This is a genomic window from Priestia veravalensis (genome assembly GCF_001457055.1).
Taxonomy (GTDB): domain Bacteria; phylum Bacillota; class Bacilli; order Bacillales; family Bacillaceae_H; genus Priestia; species Priestia flexa.
The window spans coordinates 1-17,201 of record NZ_KQ758673.1; the positions used below are offsets into that span (position 1 = coordinate 1).

General features: G+C 36.7%; 19 protein-coding genes and 1 riboswitch. Of the genes, 17 read left to right on the top strand and 2 right to left on the bottom strand.

Translation table 11 applies throughout. The features are described from left to right. Nucleotides 1-206: 206 nt before the first annotated feature. Nucleotides 207-346, top strand: a riboswitch (cyclic di-AMP (ydaO/yuaA leader). 131 nt (nt 347-477) lie between these two features. The 3 genes from AS180_RS15620 (at nt 478) to AS180_RS15635 (ending at nt 4,525) form a co-directional block, all read left to right on the top strand. Then, nucleotides 478-1,137 carry a potassium channel family protein gene (locus tag AS180_RS15620; RefSeq protein ID WP_025910811.1) on the top strand — a complete coding sequence of 220 codons (660 nt, stop codon included), beginning with the start codon at nt 478-480 and terminating at the stop codon, nt 1,135-1,137. A 3-nt stretch (nt 1,138-1,140) separates the two neighbouring features. Then, entirely contained in the window at nt 1,141-2,466 is a 1,326-nt protein-coding gene (locus AS180_RS15625; RefSeq protein ID WP_025910813.1) for a TrkH family potassium uptake protein, read from the top strand. 937 nt (nt 2,467-3,403) lie between these two features. After that, nucleotides 3,404-4,525, top strand: coding sequence for a S8 family peptidase (locus tag AS180_RS15635; protein ID WP_025910817.1), 1,122 nt, complete (start codon nt 3,404-3,406; stop codon nt 4,523-4,525). 39 nt (nt 4,526-4,564) lie between these two features. On the opposite strand, the gene AS180_RS15640 is transcribed toward AS180_RS15635, so the two are convergent. Continuing rightward, nucleotides 4,565-5,854, bottom strand: coding sequence for a globin-coupled sensor protein (locus AS180_RS15640; protein ID WP_062687124.1), 1,290 nt, complete (start codon nt 5,852-5,854; stop codon nt 4,565-4,567). 249 nt (nt 5,855-6,103) lie between these two features. Here AS180_RS15640 and AS180_RS15645 point away from each other — a divergent pair, with 249 nt between their 5' ends. From AS180_RS15645 to AS180_RS15685, 12 genes are all read left to right on the top strand, one after another. Then, nucleotides 6,104-6,772: a C40 family peptidase gene (locus AS180_RS15645; RefSeq protein ID WP_062687125.1), complete on the top strand. Its 669-nt coding sequence runs from the start codon at nt 6,104-6,106 to the stop codon at nt 6,770-6,772. A 121-nt stretch (nt 6,773-6,893) separates the two neighbouring features. Further along, the gene (locus AS180_RS22705; RefSeq protein WP_156413498.1) at nt 6,894-7,055 is read left to right on the top strand and encodes a hypothetical protein; all 162 of its coding nucleotides are present in this window, start codon (nt 6,894-6,896) and stop codon (nt 7,053-7,055) included. Between the two features lie 237 nt (nt 7,056-7,292). Next, the gene (locus tag AS180_RS15650) at nt 7,293-7,640 is read left to right on the top strand and encodes a hypothetical protein (protein ID WP_035321114.1); all 348 of its coding nucleotides are present in this window, start codon (nt 7,293-7,295) and stop codon (nt 7,638-7,640) included. A gap of 17 nt (nt 7,641-7,657) precedes the next feature. Continuing rightward, a complete protein-coding gene (locus AS180_RS15655; RefSeq protein ID WP_025910826.1) occupies nt 7,658-7,858 on the top strand; it encodes a hypothetical protein in 201 nt (66 codons plus the stop codon). A 1-nt stretch (nt 7,859) separates the two neighbouring features. Next, complete coding sequence (locus AS180_RS15660; RefSeq protein ID WP_062687126.1) at nt 7,860-9,389, top strand: glycosyltransferase family 2 protein; 1,530 nt, start codon at nt 7,860-7,862, stop codon at nt 9,387-9,389. Beyond that, complete coding sequence (locus AS180_RS15665; RefSeq protein ID WP_175384206.1) at nt 9,376-10,605, top strand: nucleotide sugar dehydrogenase; 1,230 nt, start codon at nt 9,376-9,378, stop codon at nt 10,603-10,605. The genes AS180_RS15660 and AS180_RS15665 overlap by 14 nt, the downstream gene beginning before the upstream one ends. A 15-nt stretch (nt 10,606-10,620) precedes the next feature. Then, complete coding sequence (locus AS180_RS15670; RefSeq protein WP_025910829.1) at nt 10,621-12,048, top strand: glycosyltransferase family 2 protein; 1,428 nt, start codon at nt 10,621-10,623, stop codon at nt 12,046-12,048. Between the two features lie 139 nt (nt 12,049-12,187). Next, complete coding sequence (locus AS180_RS15675) at nt 12,188-12,580, top strand: DoxX family protein (RefSeq protein WP_025910831.1); 393 nt, start codon at nt 12,188-12,190, stop codon at nt 12,578-12,580. 218 nt (nt 12,581-12,798) lie between these two features. Next, nucleotides 12,799-12,927 carry a hypothetical protein gene (locus AS180_RS23890; RefSeq protein ID WP_257788897.1) on the top strand — a complete coding sequence of 43 codons (129 nt, stop codon included), beginning with the start codon at nt 12,799-12,801 and terminating at the stop codon, nt 12,925-12,927. 131 nt (nt 12,928-13,058) lie between these two features. Further along, nucleotides 13,059-13,220 carry a hypothetical protein gene (locus AS180_RS22710; protein ID WP_156413461.1) on the top strand — a complete coding sequence of 54 codons (162 nt, stop codon included), beginning with the start codon at nt 13,059-13,061 and terminating at the stop codon, nt 13,218-13,220. Nucleotides 13,221-13,358: 138 nt separating this feature from the next. Beyond that, nucleotides 13,359-13,889, top strand: a complete 531-nt coding sequence (locus AS180_RS15680; RefSeq protein WP_225002302.1) for a PCYCGC domain-containing protein — start codon at nt 13,359-13,361, stop codon at nt 13,887-13,889. A gap of 120 nt (nt 13,890-14,009) precedes the next feature. Beyond that, nucleotides 14,010-14,192 (top strand): hypothetical protein, encoded by a 183-nt coding sequence (locus AS180_RS15685; RefSeq protein WP_025910834.1) that lies wholly within the window; start codon nt 14,010-14,012, stop codon nt 14,190-14,192. A 38-nt stretch (nt 14,193-14,230) separates the two neighbouring features. Here the strand turns inward: AS180_RS15685 and AS180_RS15690 are convergent, their stop codons facing one another. Next, nucleotides 14,231-14,695 carry a YtxH domain-containing protein gene (locus AS180_RS15690; RefSeq protein WP_025910835.1) on the bottom strand — a complete coding sequence of 155 codons (465 nt, stop codon included), beginning with the start codon at nt 14,693-14,695 and terminating at the stop codon, nt 14,231-14,233. A gap of 334 nt (nt 14,696-15,029) precedes the next feature. Here AS180_RS15690 and AS180_RS15695 point away from each other — a divergent pair, with 334 nt between their 5' ends. Further along, complete coding sequence (locus AS180_RS15695) at nt 15,030-16,505, top strand: glycoside hydrolase family 32 protein (protein ID WP_025910837.1); 1,476 nt, start codon at nt 15,030-15,032, stop codon at nt 16,503-16,505. A gap of 181 nt (nt 16,506-16,686) precedes the next feature. Next, nucleotides 16,687-17,106 carry an organic hydroperoxide resistance protein gene (locus AS180_RS15700; RefSeq protein ID WP_025910838.1) on the top strand — a complete coding sequence of 140 codons (420 nt, stop codon included), beginning with the start codon at nt 16,687-16,689 and terminating at the stop codon, nt 17,104-17,106. The last annotated feature ends 95 nt before the right edge of the window (nt 17,107-17,201 follow it).

The window sequence follows — 17,201 nt, forward strand, 5'->3', positions numbered from 1 at the left end:
TCCATTATAAAGGACTTTTTGTTTGCCTAAAATAATAAAATTGAAGATTTTGAGTCTTTTTAATAGTTAATTTAAATTAATGCAACACTAGTGTTTTAGGGGGATTTTATTATTTAAAAAAGGTATTGACATACCAAAAATGTGGGAGTAAGATAAGGTGAAACTTTAAGTAATAACTTATTTTTCCATTTAAAGTAAGTCACAAATAGATGAAATCGCTGAATCCTAATAGGAGCGGAGGAACCACTTTTGCACACTTTGTGCTCGGGGTGAATCCTTTATAGGTAGGGTTACTCTCATAACCCGAATCCGACAGCTAACTTCGCAAGCGTTTTGAGGGGGAGATGGAATGTGTAAAAAACACAGGAGCCTTCCTGTGTTTTTTTGTGTGGAAATTAATCGTTACAATAAGTAAGATCATAAAAAAAGAGCACAATAAAACAAGATAGAAACCGGAATAGGAAAGGAAAGTTTGAAATGAAAAAGCAATTTGCGGTGTTAGGATTAGGGCGTTTTGGCGGCAGCCTTGTAGAAGAATTCATCAATCTAGATGTGGATGTTCTAGCGATTGACCGCAATCAAGAAGTTGTCAATAAGTACACAAATACAGCCACTTATGCAGTGCAAGTAAACGGTGTGGATGAAGCAAGCCTTAAAAGCCTTGGAATTCGAAATGTTGATCATGCAATCGTATCATTTGGAGACGATATTGAAGCGAGTGTATTGGTAACAATGTTACTGAAAGATATGGGTGTGAAGCAGGTGTGGGTAAAAGCAGTAAATTCATACCATCAAAAAGTACTTGAAAAAATTGGAGCCGATAAGGTCATTCACCCTGAGCGAGATATGGCGAAACGAATTGCGCATCACGTAGTTTCTGAAAAGATTATTGATTACATTGAACTTTCAAAGGACTATAGCATTGTAGAAATAATGGCTTCAAAAAAGATTCATAATAAAACATTATTTGATTTAAACATCCGTTCCAAGTATGGGTGTAATATTATTGGTTTTCAACGTGGAAATGGTGAAATGGTAATTTCACCAACAGCCCATGAAATTATCCATGAAGGTGACATGCTCATTGTTATTGGACATAATCGGGATATTAATCGCTTTGAGGAAGAAGGCGTATAATCAATGAGTTTAGCCAGAAGTATTAAGCTAACGCCCCCCCAATTATTAACATCAATCTTTGGAGGGGGAATTATTATTGGCGCATTACTTTTAATGCTTCCATTTTCTACAACGGAACCAATCTCTTGGATAGACGCCTTGTTTACCTCTACTTCAGCTATGACGGTAACGGGATTAGCCGTTGTAGATACAGGAACGCGCTTTACGGTATTTGGTCAGACGATTATTATGCTTCTGATACAGGTAGGTGGATTAGGGATCATGTCATTTGCCGTGCTGATCTTTATTATGCTCGGTAAAAAAATCGGTTTTAAAGAACGAATGATGGTCCAGCACGCTTTAAACCAAACTAATATTGGTGGCGTCATTCTTCTAGTAAAGCGCCTTTTTATCTTCTCTTTTGTCATTGAGTTGATTGCACTGATTTTTTTAGCCATTCGGTGGGTACCAGAGTTCGGCTGGGAAAAAGGGTTATTTTTTAGCTTGTTTCATTCAATATCAGCATTTAATAATGCTGGGTTTGGCCTTTTATCTGATAGCTTAGTGCAGTATGCAGGAGATCCACTCATTAATATTACGATTTCATTATTATTTATTATTGGGGGAATCGGATTTACGGTACTGGCGGATTTATGGGAGAAAAAGTCTTACAAAAAGCTTAGCCTACATTCAAAATTAATGATTATTGGAACATTTATCATTAATACTGTGGCGATGCTGTTTATTTTTTTCTTAGAGTATGGAAACGCCAAAACGTTGGGAAGCTTAAGTCTTGGTGACAAGATGTGGACATCGTATTTTCAAGCGGTTAGTACGAGGACCGCTGGATTTAACTCTATTGACATAGCTAACTTGACGGATTCAACAGCTTTTTTAATGATCATTTTAATGTTTATTGGGGCAGGGAGTGCGTCTACTGGTGGAGGAATAAAGTTAACAACGTTTATTGTGATAACATTTGCCGTCCTTTCATTTATTCGAGGACGTGAAGATATTGTCTTATTAAAGCGCAGGTTAAGTACTGTATATGTTGTAAAAGCACTAGCTATTTCTATGATCGCAATTATGTTTGTGTTCTTCGCTACGTTTGCAATAAATATATCGGAACCGAACACGCCTTTTTTAAAGCTGATGTTTGAAGTTGTATCAGCATTTGGAACAGTTGGCTTATCCATGGGAGTAACGCCAGAGCTATCATACGTTGGACGTGTTATTATTATTTTTATCATGTTTTTAGGTAAGATAGGTCCGTTAACTTTAGCATTTTCTTTAGCTAAACCAAAACGTGAAAAAATTCGTTATCCAAATGAAGATGTATTGATTGGATAATAAAGAGACCGCATTCTTTGTTTTCATAGATAAACAAAGGATACGGTCTTCGTTTTAATTAAAACATAATAGTAGCGCCTAAAATTGTGGCGATCATTAAAAAGAATGTAACCATTAAGATTCCTGGTAATTTTGATTGATTGCGCATCCAATCAATCCCTCCTTTTCAATTATAGTCATGTTAAAGTGCCTTCTACCTATATAACGTATAAGTAATCAATTTAGATTCATTTTTTTAAAAATTTTTAATGAAACCGAGAGCCTGTCCAGACTTATTACGCTTTTGCAGATATTGAGTTTTAGAATCGAAAAAAGATACGGTCATAAGGCAGATTGGCGTGTTACTGTTTAATAAAAAAGGTATTAGAATCCACGTTTGTCCATTGCAAAAACTCTTGTAGTGAATATAGTAAAATAGGAAGTCATTATGATTTCCTTTCACATCATAACGCCCTCTAATAAAGACCCGATGCATGACAATTCCCCCAACTGTCTGGTTCGATCGGTATATGACCATGCTATTTGTATGGTCTTTTTTTACATGTTAGATTAAAAGAAATAAAGTCATATATATAATAATTATAAAGAACTAAAGAAGGGTAGGTCTTTACTATTGTTTTTTAAAATTAAAGAATGTTTAGAAAATTATTATAATATTATTTTGTGATAGTGATATAATAATATGAATATTTTAAAGATATTTTTTTGTACTTCCTGGTAAAATATACTCTTTAATTGTAAAAAAAATACTTTTTAAATGCCCTTAGATTTGCTCTTGTCAGCTTTTCTATACAGCCTATTAACCTATAGCCAAAAAGTTGTAAAAATAGATAATTAAAGGTAGTAAATCCAACTTTCACTGGCAAAGTTAATGGATTGTCTCTGCTGCTACTAAACTACTAAAACTAGCAGTGGAAAATACGAAAGGGGCAATGATATGAAAAAGTATAGTTGGTTAAAGGTTGTAACATCGTTAGCAATTACGGCAGGGGTGTTAATACCATCTACTGGAGGAGCTTATGCAGCAACTGAAGAAAAAGAACAAGTGATTGTAGGGTTTAAAAGTAGCGTAAATGAAAAAAGTATTACAAAAGCAAACGGTAAAGTGAAAAAGAAAATGAAAGAATTACCGATTGCCGTCGCAGAAATGACTCCAAGTGAGGTTGAAAAGCTTGAAAAAGATCCAAATGTAGCTTATGTAGAAGAAGATATTCGTATATCAGTAGCAGCTGATACGCAAGACTGGGGAATCTCTAAAGTGAAGGCTCCTACAAGTTGGTCAACTGGTTTAAGTGGACAAGGTGTAAAAGTGGCGGTAGTTGATACTGGAGTTGCAACAAATCATCCAGACTTAAAAGTAGCTGGAGGAGCTTCATTTGTATCATATACATCTTCTTATAATGATGATAATGGACACGGTACGCACGTAGCGGGGATTATCGGTGCTGAAAATAACGGTACAGGTACGATTGGTGTTGCATATAACGCAGATATTTACGGTGTAAAAGTACTTGAAAGCAGCGGTTCTGGAAGCCTTTCTAGTATCATCGCTGGAATTGACTGGTCTGTAGCAAACGACATGGACATTATTAACTTAAGCTTAGGAACGTCTGTAGGATCTACAGCATTAAAATCGGCAGTTGATCGAGCTTATCAAAGTGGAGCAGTTGTAGTAGCTGCTGCTGGAAATTCTGGAAACTCTGCTGGAACAGGAGATACGGTAAATTACCCAGCGAAATATGATTCAGTTATTGCTGTGGGAGCTACGGATCGTTATGATCGCCGTGCTTCATTCTCATCAACTGGCCCTACTGTTGAAATAGCAGCTCCTGGTGCGGCTATTCTAAGCACATACTTAAACGGTCAATATTCAACGTTAAGCGGTACATCAATGGCTAGCCCTTATGCAGCTGGTATCCTAGCCTTATACAAACAGAAATACCCATCATATTCAAATGCACAGTTACGTCAACTGTTAATCAACAAATCAATTGATTTAGGACCAGCTGGTCGTGACACGCACTTCGGATACGGATTATCACAAGCTGGTACTTTCTAATTTAGATAAGAACAAAGCAGAGCCTTGGCTCTGCTTTGTTTATACCTTTTCAGATAGTGTATAAAGCTCATCGGATGATGTAGCAATTTTATCAATACGATTTGTCAATTCTGAAATAATGGAAGATATTTTGTCTAGTTCTTTTTTTGTTAGAACGCTCTGCTGTTTATTTTCTGTTGTGACAGTTAAAACATTTGTGAAAAACGTTGTGATGTTATTCATATTTACCGTTGTGTCTTTTGTTAACCCCGCCACTTCATCTCCAATCTCAGCTACGCTTTTTATTTGTTTTTGAATATCTTTGATGAAAGTTGAAATGTTTGCGATTGATTTTTTTGTTTCCTCCGCCAGTTTACGAACCTCCTGAGCAACCACGGCAAATCCTTTTCCATGTTCCCCTGCTCGAGCTGATTCGATTGAAGCGTTTAAAGCAAGTAAGTTTGTTTGTTCAGCAATGGATGTTACAATCGCTACAATTTGTGTAATTTGCTTTGATGTATCTTCTAACGTTTTCATGCGTTGTTGAATGAGAGAAGTATTTTGCTGGATGCCATCAAGCATTGCTTGCTCTTGTTCGAGCTTGGTTTGGCTTTCAATTGCATCTTTGGAAACAATCTCAGCTAACTTTGAGCTTTTATTCGCAAATGACACAACATCCGCCGTTTGGCTGCTTATTTGAGAAACAAACTGTGCTGTTTCCTCAGATAGGTTAGCTAATAGAGAAGAGGTACGACTAATCTCATCTTGAATAAGCTTTTTTTCTTGATATAAAAGTTGTCGTTGTTCTTCAAACGTTTCTTCATAGGCAGTTAACACAATTTGTTGTTCTAAATTAGTGAGCTTTGTAATACTTTTAATAGTTTGAATGCAGGCTTCTTTTTCGGCTATCTCCTCATGGCACAGGGCAATTAATGCAATTTGTAAGTTCTGAAAAGCGCATAAATACCACTTCGGTTCAAGACCAATTTTTACATGCATTTTTGAAATCATTTTACGCTTTTGTACAAACTCATCATCTACTTTGCCGTTAAACATTTCTAATATATGTTTTTTAAGCGTGTTTTTTAAGCGATCAATACTGCTATGCTTCTCAATGATGGTAACTAAGTGTTGCTGTTCTCCAATAGCTCGATAGAATTCGTTTACAATTGAAATAATATTTTCTTCAACTGCAGGCTGTAGCCTAACGATTCTTTTAAGGTCATCTAAGTTTAGACCAATCATTTTAATTTGTTGTTGAATTTCTAAACTAGATACTTGCATGCTTGCAGTCATTTCTTCAAGAGCAACTGCTTGTTCGGTATGTGTGTTTTTCCTAAACCAGTTCATAAAATCACCTATTATCCTTAAAGTTGTAAGCACATATATGGGTATATAACGGTCATGGACCCTTACTATATATTTCGGTTTGCTTGTTGAAAAGTTTGAGCGTTATTTTCAAAAATGTCATGAAAATGTGATGTGCTGTCATGGGATTGTTATGTTCTATTTATCTGATTGTGATGCGTGCATGATAAGGTGATACAGTGACCACTTTGATAGATAGTAGTGGGAAAAATAGATGAAGGAGTATGTATAATGAGGAAATTGGTTGCGTCTATGTTAATGGGAGGAGCTGTATTGTCTACACCCGTCATTGGACAAGCCGCTTCAAACGACGAGCTATTAAAACAAGGAATGAAAAACGAAAGCATCTATGAAGTCAAAGATTCTTTAAAGCGAGAAGGATATTTAAAGGGTGAGGTTTCTACATACTTTAATTACGAAACAAAAGTAGCAGTTCAAGCTTTTCAGCAAGATCATAATCTAGTAGCTGATGGAATTGTTGGAACCAAAACATATAAAGAACTAGAAACAACAGAAGTTGAACAAGGAGCGTCTAGCTTTGACGAGTCCGCGGTCATTAGTAAGGCGAAATCTCTTATTGGCACGCCTTATAAATGGGCAGGTACAACACCTTCTGGCTTCGATTGCAGTGGCTTATTACAATATGTATATAAGGAAAGTGTAGACGTAGAAGTTCCGCGTACCGTGGCAGATATATATGCGGCAGGTGAAAGTGTGAAGGAACCAGCAGTGGGAGATATTGTTTATTTTGAAACATATAAAGAAGGCCCTTCTCATGCAGGGATTTATTTAGGTGATAATCAGTTTATTCACACTTCTACCTCAAAAGTTGTAACAATCAGTGATAAAAACTCGAGCTATTGGAGTGAACGTTATCTAGGTGCTAAAAAAGTAAAGTAATTTGAGAAAGAGACTGAGACATAAGTAGTTCAGCCTCTACTATACCTGAACGATTGAGAGTTCATAACTTTTAATCGTTCAGGTTTTTTTGGTTGATTGTGAAAACAATGTTGGAAACAGGGTGGAATGGAGCGTAGGACACTCGACTCCTGCGGGAAAGAGAGGGAAAACGGAGATCCCGCAGCGCAGCGAGGAAGTTCAGGTTCCTCGCCGCGGAAAGCGAGTGACCGTAGCGCAATGGAACGAACGAGTTGGGACAAACCAAAGAGATGGGAACAGCTAGTGTTCGTCTTTTAGAAGCAATCATTTTGTTATGTCCCAAACTCTTTTTTGTTTTGAAAAAAGTTAAATCATTGTGCACTCTTTCTTTGTAAGAATGCGAGACAAGCGCATATTTATCAAAAAATGCGAAAAAAGTTCTATCACTTCCTCCTGACAGCTTGTATATATTGGTAAAGTAATCGTTTGAGTGTTCTAGTAAAATTCAAATGATTCCATGACTAACAAGGAGGAAAAAAAGATGTGGTGTTATAGCTATTACCGTCTCAAAAAGAAAATTAAGAGATTGTTATTTTCAAGAAGGTTTGGTACTTTCATTGAAAATAATACAAAAAAAGCAGTAGAAGAGGTTATTTATTCTCAGCGATTTCGAGACTACTTTATTCAGCTTGTAAGAGAAGCGGATGTTTCGCCTTTTAAAGAAATTGCGCTTCAATATTTACATGAAGAGGTTGTCGTTTCAACAGTTGCGGGTCCTTTGCAAGGTACGGTTGCTGAAGTAGGCGATGATTATTTAAGGCTAACTGAAAGTGCCACTTCCAGCATTTTGTTACCATTTACCAGCATCATTACAATTCAAAAAGTTTAAAGAGAGGAGAGGAAAAGATGTTTCAAGACGCATTAAGAGAAAGCATTGGTTCATTTGTGCAAATCATTACCCCAATTGATATTATTAGCGGTACATTAATTGCAGTATTTGAAGCTTCAATTGTTGTTCGTACATCAAGCTCATATGGAGAGCCTACTGATGTCACAATACCTTTTGCATCTGTCACATACATTCGTATTATTAGTGGAGATGAATAAAATGAACGTATCCGTTATCATTCCAGCATGTAATGAAGAAGAGTCATTGCAAAGTGTGATTCAGGCAATAAAAAAGATAGCACCTTTTGAAATCATTGTTGTTGTAAATGGGGCCACTGATAATACAGCTTTAATTGCAAAACAAGAAGGGTGTAAAGTGTTAACGTACGAAGAGAAGCTTGGGATTAACATTGGTCGAGCAATTGGAGCAAAAAAAGCAAAGGGGGATATCCTTGTATTTCTAGACGGAGATATCGTTGTACCCTTTGAAGAACTAAACCAGTATGTGCAAGCAATTAAAGATGGCCATGACCTTGCATTGAATGACTTGGAATGGACAATGAAGCGAAAAATTCGTCCTCACGTAGTGGCTGTCTCAAAATATATGCTTAATTTAAGCTTAAAAAGACCAGATTTAACAGTTCAAGCAGTTACCGCAATTCCACATGCTATAAAGCGCTCAGCAGCTGAAGAAATCGGCTTTGAGAATTTAGCGCATCCCCCATTAATGCAGACACTTGCTATTTTAAAAGGAATGTCTGTTGTATATCCTTGTTCCACAGATGTTATTTATACCAACCGTATTCGTAATACCCACAAGACGCTTGTTCCTAATTCTCCGTTTCCCTTTTCAACCGAATCAATTTTAGCTGATCATTTAAAAGCTTTTTCTCACTTAATTCATCAGAAAGGAGTAAGGGGAGGACTTACGGATGGAAATCGTAACCGTACGATTGTATCAGAATATACACCCACTCTCCTGAAAAAAGAGAGATGTAAAACAAGTGCGATTATTCCAGTTGGAGAAGAAAGAGAAACGATTCATCTTGTTATTCAAGAAGTGCAAAAAGCAGGTGTTGAAGAAATTATTGTGGTAGCAAATGGGTCAGATGAAATAACGATTTCAAGAGCACGTGAAGCAGGCGCAACGGTACTTGTGTATCCAAATAGGCTTGGACATAATGTTCCAAGAGCAATTGGAGCAATGTATAGTTCAGGTGATATTTGCTTGTTTATTGACGGTGATATCGTTATTTCTGCTGAAAATCTTCAACATTTCATCCGTGCAGCTGAAAATGGAGTTGATGTTGCGCTCAATAATTTGGAGTGTTTATTAGATCAAGTCCATCCTCTACATTCTGTTAGTGCTGCAAAGTATTTTTTAAATACTATTAGTAAGCGTCCAGATTTAACCATTAACACAACAACTGCAATTCCTCACGCAATAAAAAGAGAAGTAATAGAGAAAATCGGGTACGAATCGCTCATCATTCCTCCTTTATTTCATTTGAAAAGTTTGTTAGCAGGTTTTACGGTTAAGGCGATTCATTTTGTAGACGTAGCGCGCACCAATCGCATTCGAAAAGAGCACTTAAAGACAACAGGATTGCCTCAATCAACGGAAAGGATTTTAGGAGACCATATTGAAGCAATTGCTTATCTACTCAATCAAACAACGGAAAGAGGTCTCTTTTTAAAAGATACAAGAAGACATGACATTTTGTCTGAGGTGATGCGTGATGAAAACTAAAAAAGTAGCAGTATTAGGACTTGGATACGTGGGATTACCCTTAGCATTATTGGTTGCTAAAAAAAGTTTTGATGTGATAGGTCTTGATGTTGATCGTAGCAAAGTGAACCTACTTCATCAAGGGAAAAGCTATATTCCAGATGTATCAAATGAGGAGATTAAAAGAGAAAAGAAATTTAAAGCTCAATGTTTACAAGACGGAATTGAAGAGTTTAAACAGTGTGAATATGTAATTGTGACGGTTCCAACACCAATTAACGATCAGCACGAACCAGACTTAACAGCAATGATTAAGGCTTCAGAGTTTTTGCAAAAGGAAATGGTTGCCGGACAAACAGTAATCTATGAGAGTTCAACTTATCCAGGTACGTTAGAAGAAATTGTTTTACCAATTCTTTTAAAATCAAAGCTACAAGTAGGAAGCGACTTTTATCTCGCTTATTCTCCTGAAAGAGTAGACCCAGCAAATACGCACTATCACATTGAGCAAATCCCTAAAGTGATTAGTGGATATACGGAAAGCTGCTTACAAAAAATTAGCGAATTTTATGGTAGCATCTTTCAAAAAGTAGTTCCTGTTTCGTCACCAAACGTGGCTGAAATGTGTAAACTATTTGAAAATATTCAACGGTTAGTTAATATTTCTCTTGTGAACGAAACAAATGTATTATGTGAACAGCTGAACATTGATTTTTATGAAGTACTTGAAGCAGCAGCAACGAAACCATTTGGATTTACTCCTTATTATCCCGGACCTGGAATTGGTGGGCACTGTATTCCTGTTGACCCACTTTACTTTGTATGGAAGCTCAAACAGGCTGGTTTAAAAAGTGAACTCATTCAAGCAGCTCATGAAATAAATGAACAAATGACTGAACATGTTGTGACACTCGTTGAAAAGCAGCTTGATAAGAATGAGAAAAATGTTTTGGTCATTGGCATCGCGTATAAACGGGATGTAAACGATGTACGGGAGTCACCAGCATTGCCTATATGCAACGAGCTAATTACAAGAGGGTATAATCTATCATATCATGATCCATATATCGACACTTTTACGCTAAATGGTTGCAACATTCAGTCTGTAGAGCTTACTAAACAAGCGGTGCAAACAGCCAATGTAGTCTTAATCTTAACCGACCATCAAAACATTGATTGGTCACTTGTGAAAACTGCCGCGAAAATAGTGGATACAAGGGGAGTATTAAGGCGTTAAAAAGGAGGGCGTAATGTGAAGAAGCTTTCAATCATTCTAATTGTTCAAAATGATGAAGCGACAATCAGGCAAGTCATTCGCAGTACTCGCTGTTTAAATCCTCATGAAGTGATTGTCTTAGCCAAGCAGTCAATGGATGGATCGGTTTTAATTGCAAAAGAAGAAGGCTGTATTGTGAAAATAGAGAATGGTGAAGAAACAGCACATGAATTGCGAATGAAAATAACTCGCATGTGTAAGGGAGACGCCTTTTTATATTTAGACAGCGATTATATGATCTCAGAGAAACAAGTAAAACAATTTGTTCAACCACTTTTATTTAGTCATTGTGATGTGGTTTTAAACAAATGGGATGAAGCATTTCAGCATGATTTTGGAAGGTTTGAAGTCATGTGGAGCAGGGTTCTACATGATATGTGTAATAAACCTCATTATACCAATGCTTATCTTTCTCCTCCATATGCATTTACTAAGGAAGTATATAGTCAATTATCCTCTGCTGCTTGTACAAATCCTCTCGCTTTATTTGTTGAACTACAAACGAACTCCTTCCGAACAAGCCATCACCTTTCCATTACAACTTTTGGAGAAGGGAAGTTTGCTCCTGGTGCTTTTGAAAACAAACGAGCTGAATATAAAGAAAGATATAAGGAGCTCTTGGACAATTATATAGCTAAAACAGAAGCTGTTTCAAAAGCTATGAACAGAACGGATGCTTATCAGCCGTATGAAAACATTAGCAAAGGGTGGGGAAAACTTTCCTCTTTTTATAAAGGAAAGCAGCTATCAGTTGTCATACCAGTAAAAAATGAAGCGAAAACGCTACAAGAAGTGATCAAAGAGGTTCGGAAGCTTGAGCCTCTTGAAGTTATAGTTATTGTGAACGGCTCTACGGATGAGTCAGAACAAATTGCCAAAAATATGGGAGCGAAAACAATTGTTTATAAGAATGCGTTAGGGCATGATGTAGGTCGAACGATAGGTGCCGAGGTTGCAAAGGGAGACATTATTTTATTTGTAGATGGAGATTTTAGTATTAAGGCTTATGATTTATACCCCTTTGCAAGAGCAATAGCAGATGGCTTAGATGTAGCTTTAAATAAAAGTGAAGATGAAAAAAGCTTATCTCATAGTGTGCAGGCTTGGAAATTTCTATTAAATGAAATGAACGACAGAGGAGATTTATGGATGAGCTCGCTAACTGCAGTTCCGCATGCGATTAGCAAACAAGCGATAAATAAGATTGGTGCTCACATTCTCTCTAGTCCTCCTATGGCGATGTTGAAGTGCTTTCAAAATCAATTAAGCATAGCTTCTGTTCATGACGTTAACGTAAATAAACAGAATCGTTTTCGATTTCATGAGTATCTTCCAACAAATGTAATTAACTCAACGGCAGAGCTTATTATTAAAGAGTATATGAGAGCTTTTTATTTAAGTTGATAGCAAAAATAAACCTACTTACTAATAAAATGTAAGTGGTTTATTTTTTGTTACATAATTATAATATAAAAATAACTTGTAATTATATATATATTGCTACTAAAATAGTGATAGAGGATACATAAAAGGAGGAACTAACATGAAGAGTTATACAATTGGTACATTCTTTATACGTGTTGTATTAGGGTTAACATTTTTTATTCATGGCCTAAGTAAATTTCAAGGCGGAATTGACGGAACTGTAGGTTTTTTTGAAAGCATTGGTATCCCTGGTTTCATGGCTTATGTAGTAGCAATTATAGAACTAATTGGTGGAGTTGCTGTTATTGTTGGACTAGGCACACGAATTGTTGCAGCATTGTTTGTTTTTGTTATGCTAGGAGCTATTTTTACAGCAAAACTGGGAGCGCCATTTGTGGGAGGATATGAGTTAGATATTGCACTTCTAGCTATGTCTTTACATCTTGTCTTTGCAGGAAGTGGAGCATTATCTTTGGATCAGCTCTTGAGGAAAGATGAAAGCTACTTGTAAAAGAAGGGGCGCAGTTCAAGGGTGTGCTTCTTTACTATAAGAAAACGTTAATCGTTTTCAATTTAACATGGTAATATTTTTATCACTAAATGGTATTGAAAATTCGTGAAAAAAGAGTAGAATGTAGGAATATCCTTTTTAAAAAAGGGTATAGAGAAAAGCAGGCGCTTAACCGGGATGAACAGCGTATATTTCAAAGTAGAAAAGGAGATGTTCATATGCCAATCATTCTAAAAGATGTTGTAGTGGGGTTTTTCTCAATGGCCGCTGCAGGTCTATTCGCTTTTCAAGGAATCGAAGTTGTGTCAGCAGTTGTAGACCTAGTACAATCTTGGAAACAAAACTAACATTCAATTATAAGAGAAAGAGACTGAGACATAAGTAGTTTAGCCTCTACTATACCTGAACGATTGAGAGTTCATAACTTTTAATCGTTCAGGTTTTTTTGGTTGATTGTGAAAACAATGTTGGAAACAGGGTGGAATGGAGCGTAGGACACTCGACTCCTGCGGGAAAGAGAGGGAAAACGGAGATCCCGCAGCGCAGCGAGGAAGCTCAGGTTCCTCCCCGCGGAAAGCGAGTGACCGTAGCGCAATGGAACGAACGTGTGGAGACAAACCAAAGAGATGGGAATAGCTAGTGTTCGTTTTTTAGAAGCAATCATTTTGTTATGTCCCAAACTCTTTTTTTATCTCTTCTGATTGCAAAATAAGTAAATACATATAGTAGGAGGAAATGAACGGTTCATATGCTGTATACTATTAGTAGATAAAATTCCATGAAAATTGTACAAGGTACAACAGGGGGGAAAGTGATGAACTGTGGAAAGTGGATGATTTTAGGGATAGTTAGTACAAGTATTGTACTTACGGGATGTGGAAAAGAGAAAAGTAGCAGTGAGCATGAATCTCATTCACATCATGAAATTGAAACGACAGCGGACATTCGTGAAGAAACAAAAAGCAATGAAATTTTACCAACGTTTTTAAATGATAAAGACGAGAATATGAAGGTTGTATATCGCTCAGTTGGTAAGCATAAAGAGCTTCTTGAAAAGATTCCATGCTACTGTGGCTGTGGTGATACAGTAGGGCATACAAGTAGCTATGATTGTTTTATTTATGAAAACAAAGTAGGTGGAGCTGTTGTATGGGATGATCATGCAACAAGGTGTGGGATATGCTTAGACATTGCTGCGCAGTCGGTAATTGAATACAGTCAAGGTAAAAGTATAAAGCAAATTCGAAATGATATTGATGAAAAGTATAAAAAAGGATACGGAAAACCTACTCCAACTCCTAAGATATAGCAATGCCTGGAATGGAATGTTAAGTATAAAATTCCTTCCAGGCATTTTATTTTTTGATAAAAATAAAATGTGTTATAATTAGAATAGTTAGAAAGTTTGAGTGGGAGAGGAGAGGTAATAATGCAAACCCCAGAAAGTTTAGAAGGGCCAGAGTATAAGTCGATGTTAATAGAAGAAGCGGTAAATCAAAAGTTGTATGATGAACAGAAAACCTATAATCTGTTAGGAAGAGTAATTTTAATTAGTTCATTATTACTTGTGTTCTTTGTATTATGGGGAGTGTTTAGTTTCTTTACAACGTAAAACGCTGCATGGAAGGCGAGCATCCACACAGCGTTTTTTTATTTTACTTCTTCAACTGATTGTTCTAATTCATTAACTTCAGTTTCGATATTTTCAAGCTCTTGTTTTATTTGGCTTTCTGCTTCTAGCGTAGGCACTTCTCCAATTGTTTCTTCCTCAACCTCTGTGCGTTCAGTAGTAGCGGCAGCTTCAAGTTCTTCAGTCGATGGACGAAGTGATTTTACTTTGTTTACAACTTGAACAGACTGTTCTGATACCACTTGTGAAATGCGTGCAGTGCGTTGCTTTAAGTCTTGTCCTTTTGCATAGACGCTTTCTTTGACTTGACCAGTTTTTGCTAATGCTTGATTTGCTTGATCTTGAATGCTAGCGCGGAGCTCTTTTCCTGACTTTGGAGCTACTAGCAGTGCAGTTGCAACCCCGACAACGCTTCCTACAATGGTACCTACTAAAAGCTCTTTACTACCTCTGTTTACAACTTGTTTTACATTTTCTTCTTTCATGACATATACCTCCTCTTATAATATGTAATCATATGAAGGACCTACCATTTTGTTGAATACTTCCTGTAAAACATATTGCGTTAGTTAAAAAAATCTGCCGCTTGCCGTCGGATGCTCGTACAGGTTGATGAATTTTGATTGTTATATAATATTCAACCATCCTTCCAAGAACCCTTCTTTTTTGACATAAAAATTGTAAAAAAACTTATCTTTAAAATACGACACAATAAAACGACAAGATCCGTTTTGGATTCGTTGGATTTTTAAAAGAAAGTTTTATATGATAGAGTGTGAAACAAAATGCTTGTTGAATGTGTTGGAGGGATTTATACATATGTCTACATCAAAATATCGAACAATTTTTGAAGCGAAGCCCGGCGAACTTGAAGAACTAAAAAATAAAGCGAAGCAGGATAGCTGGCAACCTATTTATCATATCTATCCTGAATATGGCTTAATGAACGACCCAAATGGTTTAATCCAACTTAATGGAGAATATCATGTTTTCTATCAGTGGTATCCTTACGGAGCAATTCATGGTATGAAGCATTGGGCACATGTGAAATCAAAAGATTTAGTAAACTGGGAGAGACTTCCTGTAGCGATTGCGCCGACAGAAAAGTATGAGTCGCATGGGGCATATTCTGGAGGTGCCGTTGTGAAAGATGGAAAAGGGCTCCTTTATTATACGGGAAATGTAAAGTATGAAGATGGATCTCGTACAGCAAATCAATGCATGGCCATCTTACATGAAGATGGTACCGTAGAAAAGTATAGTCAGAATCCTGTAGTAGAAGGCGTGCCAGTTGGTTATACCGGACATGTTCGTGATCCAAAGGTATGGAAAGAAAACGACATGTACTACATGCTTCTAGGAGCACAGCGCGAAAACGAAACGGGAACGTTAATTGTATATGAATCAACTGATGCGCTCGATTGGCGTTTTAAAGGTGAAGTAAAAACGAAGCTGCCGGATTTTGGCTATATGTGGGAGTGTCCTGATTACTTTAAATTAGATGGAAAAGACGTTTTTGTGTTTTCACCGCAAGGCATTCAGGCAGAAGGTCATAATTTTCATAATATCTATAATGTTATTTATGCAGTAGGCACATTTAATCTAGATGATCTAACGTTTGACATGGAATACTATCGTGAAATCGATAAGGGTTTTGATTTTTATGCTCCCCAAACGTTTGAAGACGAACAGGGAAGACGTTTAATGTTTTCGTGGATTGGAAATCCAGACGTCGAGTATCCATCTGATCAATATGGTTGGGCTCACGCTTTAACTCTTCCGCGTGAGCTGTCATTAGAAGGAACAGAATTAGTGCAAAAGCCTGTTTCTGAACTAACAAAGCTTCGCGATGATGCAGTTCATTTTCGCGGGCGTTTAACAGACGAAGAAGTTATTATTGATGAAGCTACTAACAATGCCTATGAGATAGATATGAGCTTTACGAATATTGAAGCTTCTCAAGTAGGCTTTCAGCTTTTTAACAGCAAGGAAGAAACACTAACGCTTGTTTTTGATCATGAAAAAGAAGAAGTGCGAGTAGATCGTTCTCATTTCAAACATCAATATGCTACAGATTACGGAGTTGTAAGAACGGAAAAATGGGAATCAGCTTCTTGTGTTGATGTTCGTATTTTCGTTGATAAAAGCATTCTAGAAGTATATATTAACGGCGGAAAAACAGTATTTACTTCACGCATATTCCCACAAAAAGATTCGAAGTCAGCTGTTACGGTATTTGCAAAAGGCGAAGCAAATTATCAAATTGCCTACTATGGGTTATCACGTGGAATCTAGAAGCGGTAAGAAAGGTCAAGACTTGTTCTTGGCCTTTTGATTTTGAATATAACAAATTTGATACATTATGTTGTGGAAAGCTAAGAAATCAAATTCTTAGCTTTTTTATCTTTATACTTGTTTTTTAAAATTAAATTGTGTACAATTAAATCAATGAAAACACAAAAGGAGAAATGAATTAATGAAAACTTTATATGAAACAACGGCTATTAATACAGGTGGAAGAAGTGGTGAAGTACATTCGCCAGATAATATTTTTAACTTAGAAGTTGCTGCACCATCATCACTAGGAGGTAATGCCACAACCGAAACAAATCCAGAGCAATTATTTGCGGCTGGCTACAGCACATGTTTTAATAGTGCTTTAGAATTCATGTTGAAAAGACACAGCGTTGAGATTGAAAGCAGTAAGGTCACCGCTACTGTACGTCTTGGTACAGATGCTAAAGATCAAGGAGTTAAATTAGAAGTGGATTTAACGGTTCATGTGGAAGGATTAGATTTAGACACTACGAAGAAATATGTAGAAATGGCCCATTCCTATTGCCCTTATTCAAAAGCAATTAGCGGTAATGTTGATGTGAAAATTGACGTTGTTTAATTAAGCGAGCTCCCATGAAGATATTTTCATGGGAGCTCTTTTATATCAAATGGGACATAAATTAAATGTAGGACGACCGATTCGTATACATTAAA

Excerpts from the sequence above, each read along its gene's own strand:
- AS180_RS15655 (WP_025910826.1), top strand. The coding sequence starts at position 7,658 with ATGTTTCAAGACGCATTAAGAGAAAGCATTGGTTCATTTGTGCAAATC.
- AS180_RS15620 (WP_025910811.1), top strand. The coding sequence starts at position 478 with ATGAAAAAGCAATTTGCGGTGTTAGGATTAGGGCGTTTTGGCGGCAGC.
- AS180_RS15695 (WP_025910837.1), top strand. The coding sequence starts at position 15,030 with ATGTCTACATCAAAATATCGAACAATTTTTGAAGCGAAGCCCGGCGAA.
- AS180_RS15680 (WP_225002302.1), top strand. The coding sequence starts at position 13,359 with ATGAAAATTGTACAAGGTACAACAGGGGGGAAAGTGATGAACTGTGGA.
- AS180_RS15700 (WP_025910838.1), top strand. The coding sequence starts at position 16,687 with ATGAAAACTTTATATGAAACAACGGCTATTAATACAGGTGGAAGAAGT.
- AS180_RS23890 (WP_257788897.1), top strand. The coding sequence starts at position 12,799 with ATGCCAATCATTCTAAAAGATGTTGTAGTGGGGTTTTTCTCAATGGCC.
- AS180_RS15660 (WP_062687126.1), top strand. The coding sequence starts at position 7,860 with ATGAACGTATCCGTTATCATTCCAGCATGTAATGAAGAAGAGTCATTG.
- AS180_RS15625 (WP_025910813.1), top strand. The coding sequence starts at position 1,141 with ATGAGTTTAGCCAGAAGTATTAAGCTAACGCCCCCCCAATTATTAACA.
- AS180_RS15690 (WP_025910835.1), bottom strand. The coding sequence starts at position 14,695 with ATGAAAGAAGAAAATGTAAAACAAGTTGTAAACAGAGGTAGTAAAGAG.
- AS180_RS15685 (WP_025910834.1), top strand. The coding sequence starts at position 14,010 with ATGCAAACCCCAGAAAGTTTAGAAGGGCCAGAGTATAAGTCGATGTTA.
- AS180_RS15635 (WP_025910817.1), top strand. The coding sequence starts at position 3,404 with ATGAAAAAGTATAGTTGGTTAAAGGTTGTAACATCGTTAGCAATTACG.
- AS180_RS15640 (WP_062687124.1), bottom strand. The coding sequence starts at position 5,854 with ATGAACTGGTTTAGGAAAAACACACATACCGAACAAGCAGTTGCTCTT.
- AS180_RS15675 (WP_025910831.1), top strand. The coding sequence starts at position 12,188 with ATGAAGAGTTATACAATTGGTACATTCTTTATACGTGTTGTATTAGGG.
- AS180_RS15650 (WP_035321114.1), top strand. The coding sequence starts at position 7,293 with ATGTGGTGTTATAGCTATTACCGTCTCAAAAAGAAAATTAAGAGATTG.
- AS180_RS15645 (WP_062687125.1), top strand. The coding sequence starts at position 6,104 with ATGAGGAAATTGGTTGCGTCTATGTTAATGGGAGGAGCTGTATTGTCT.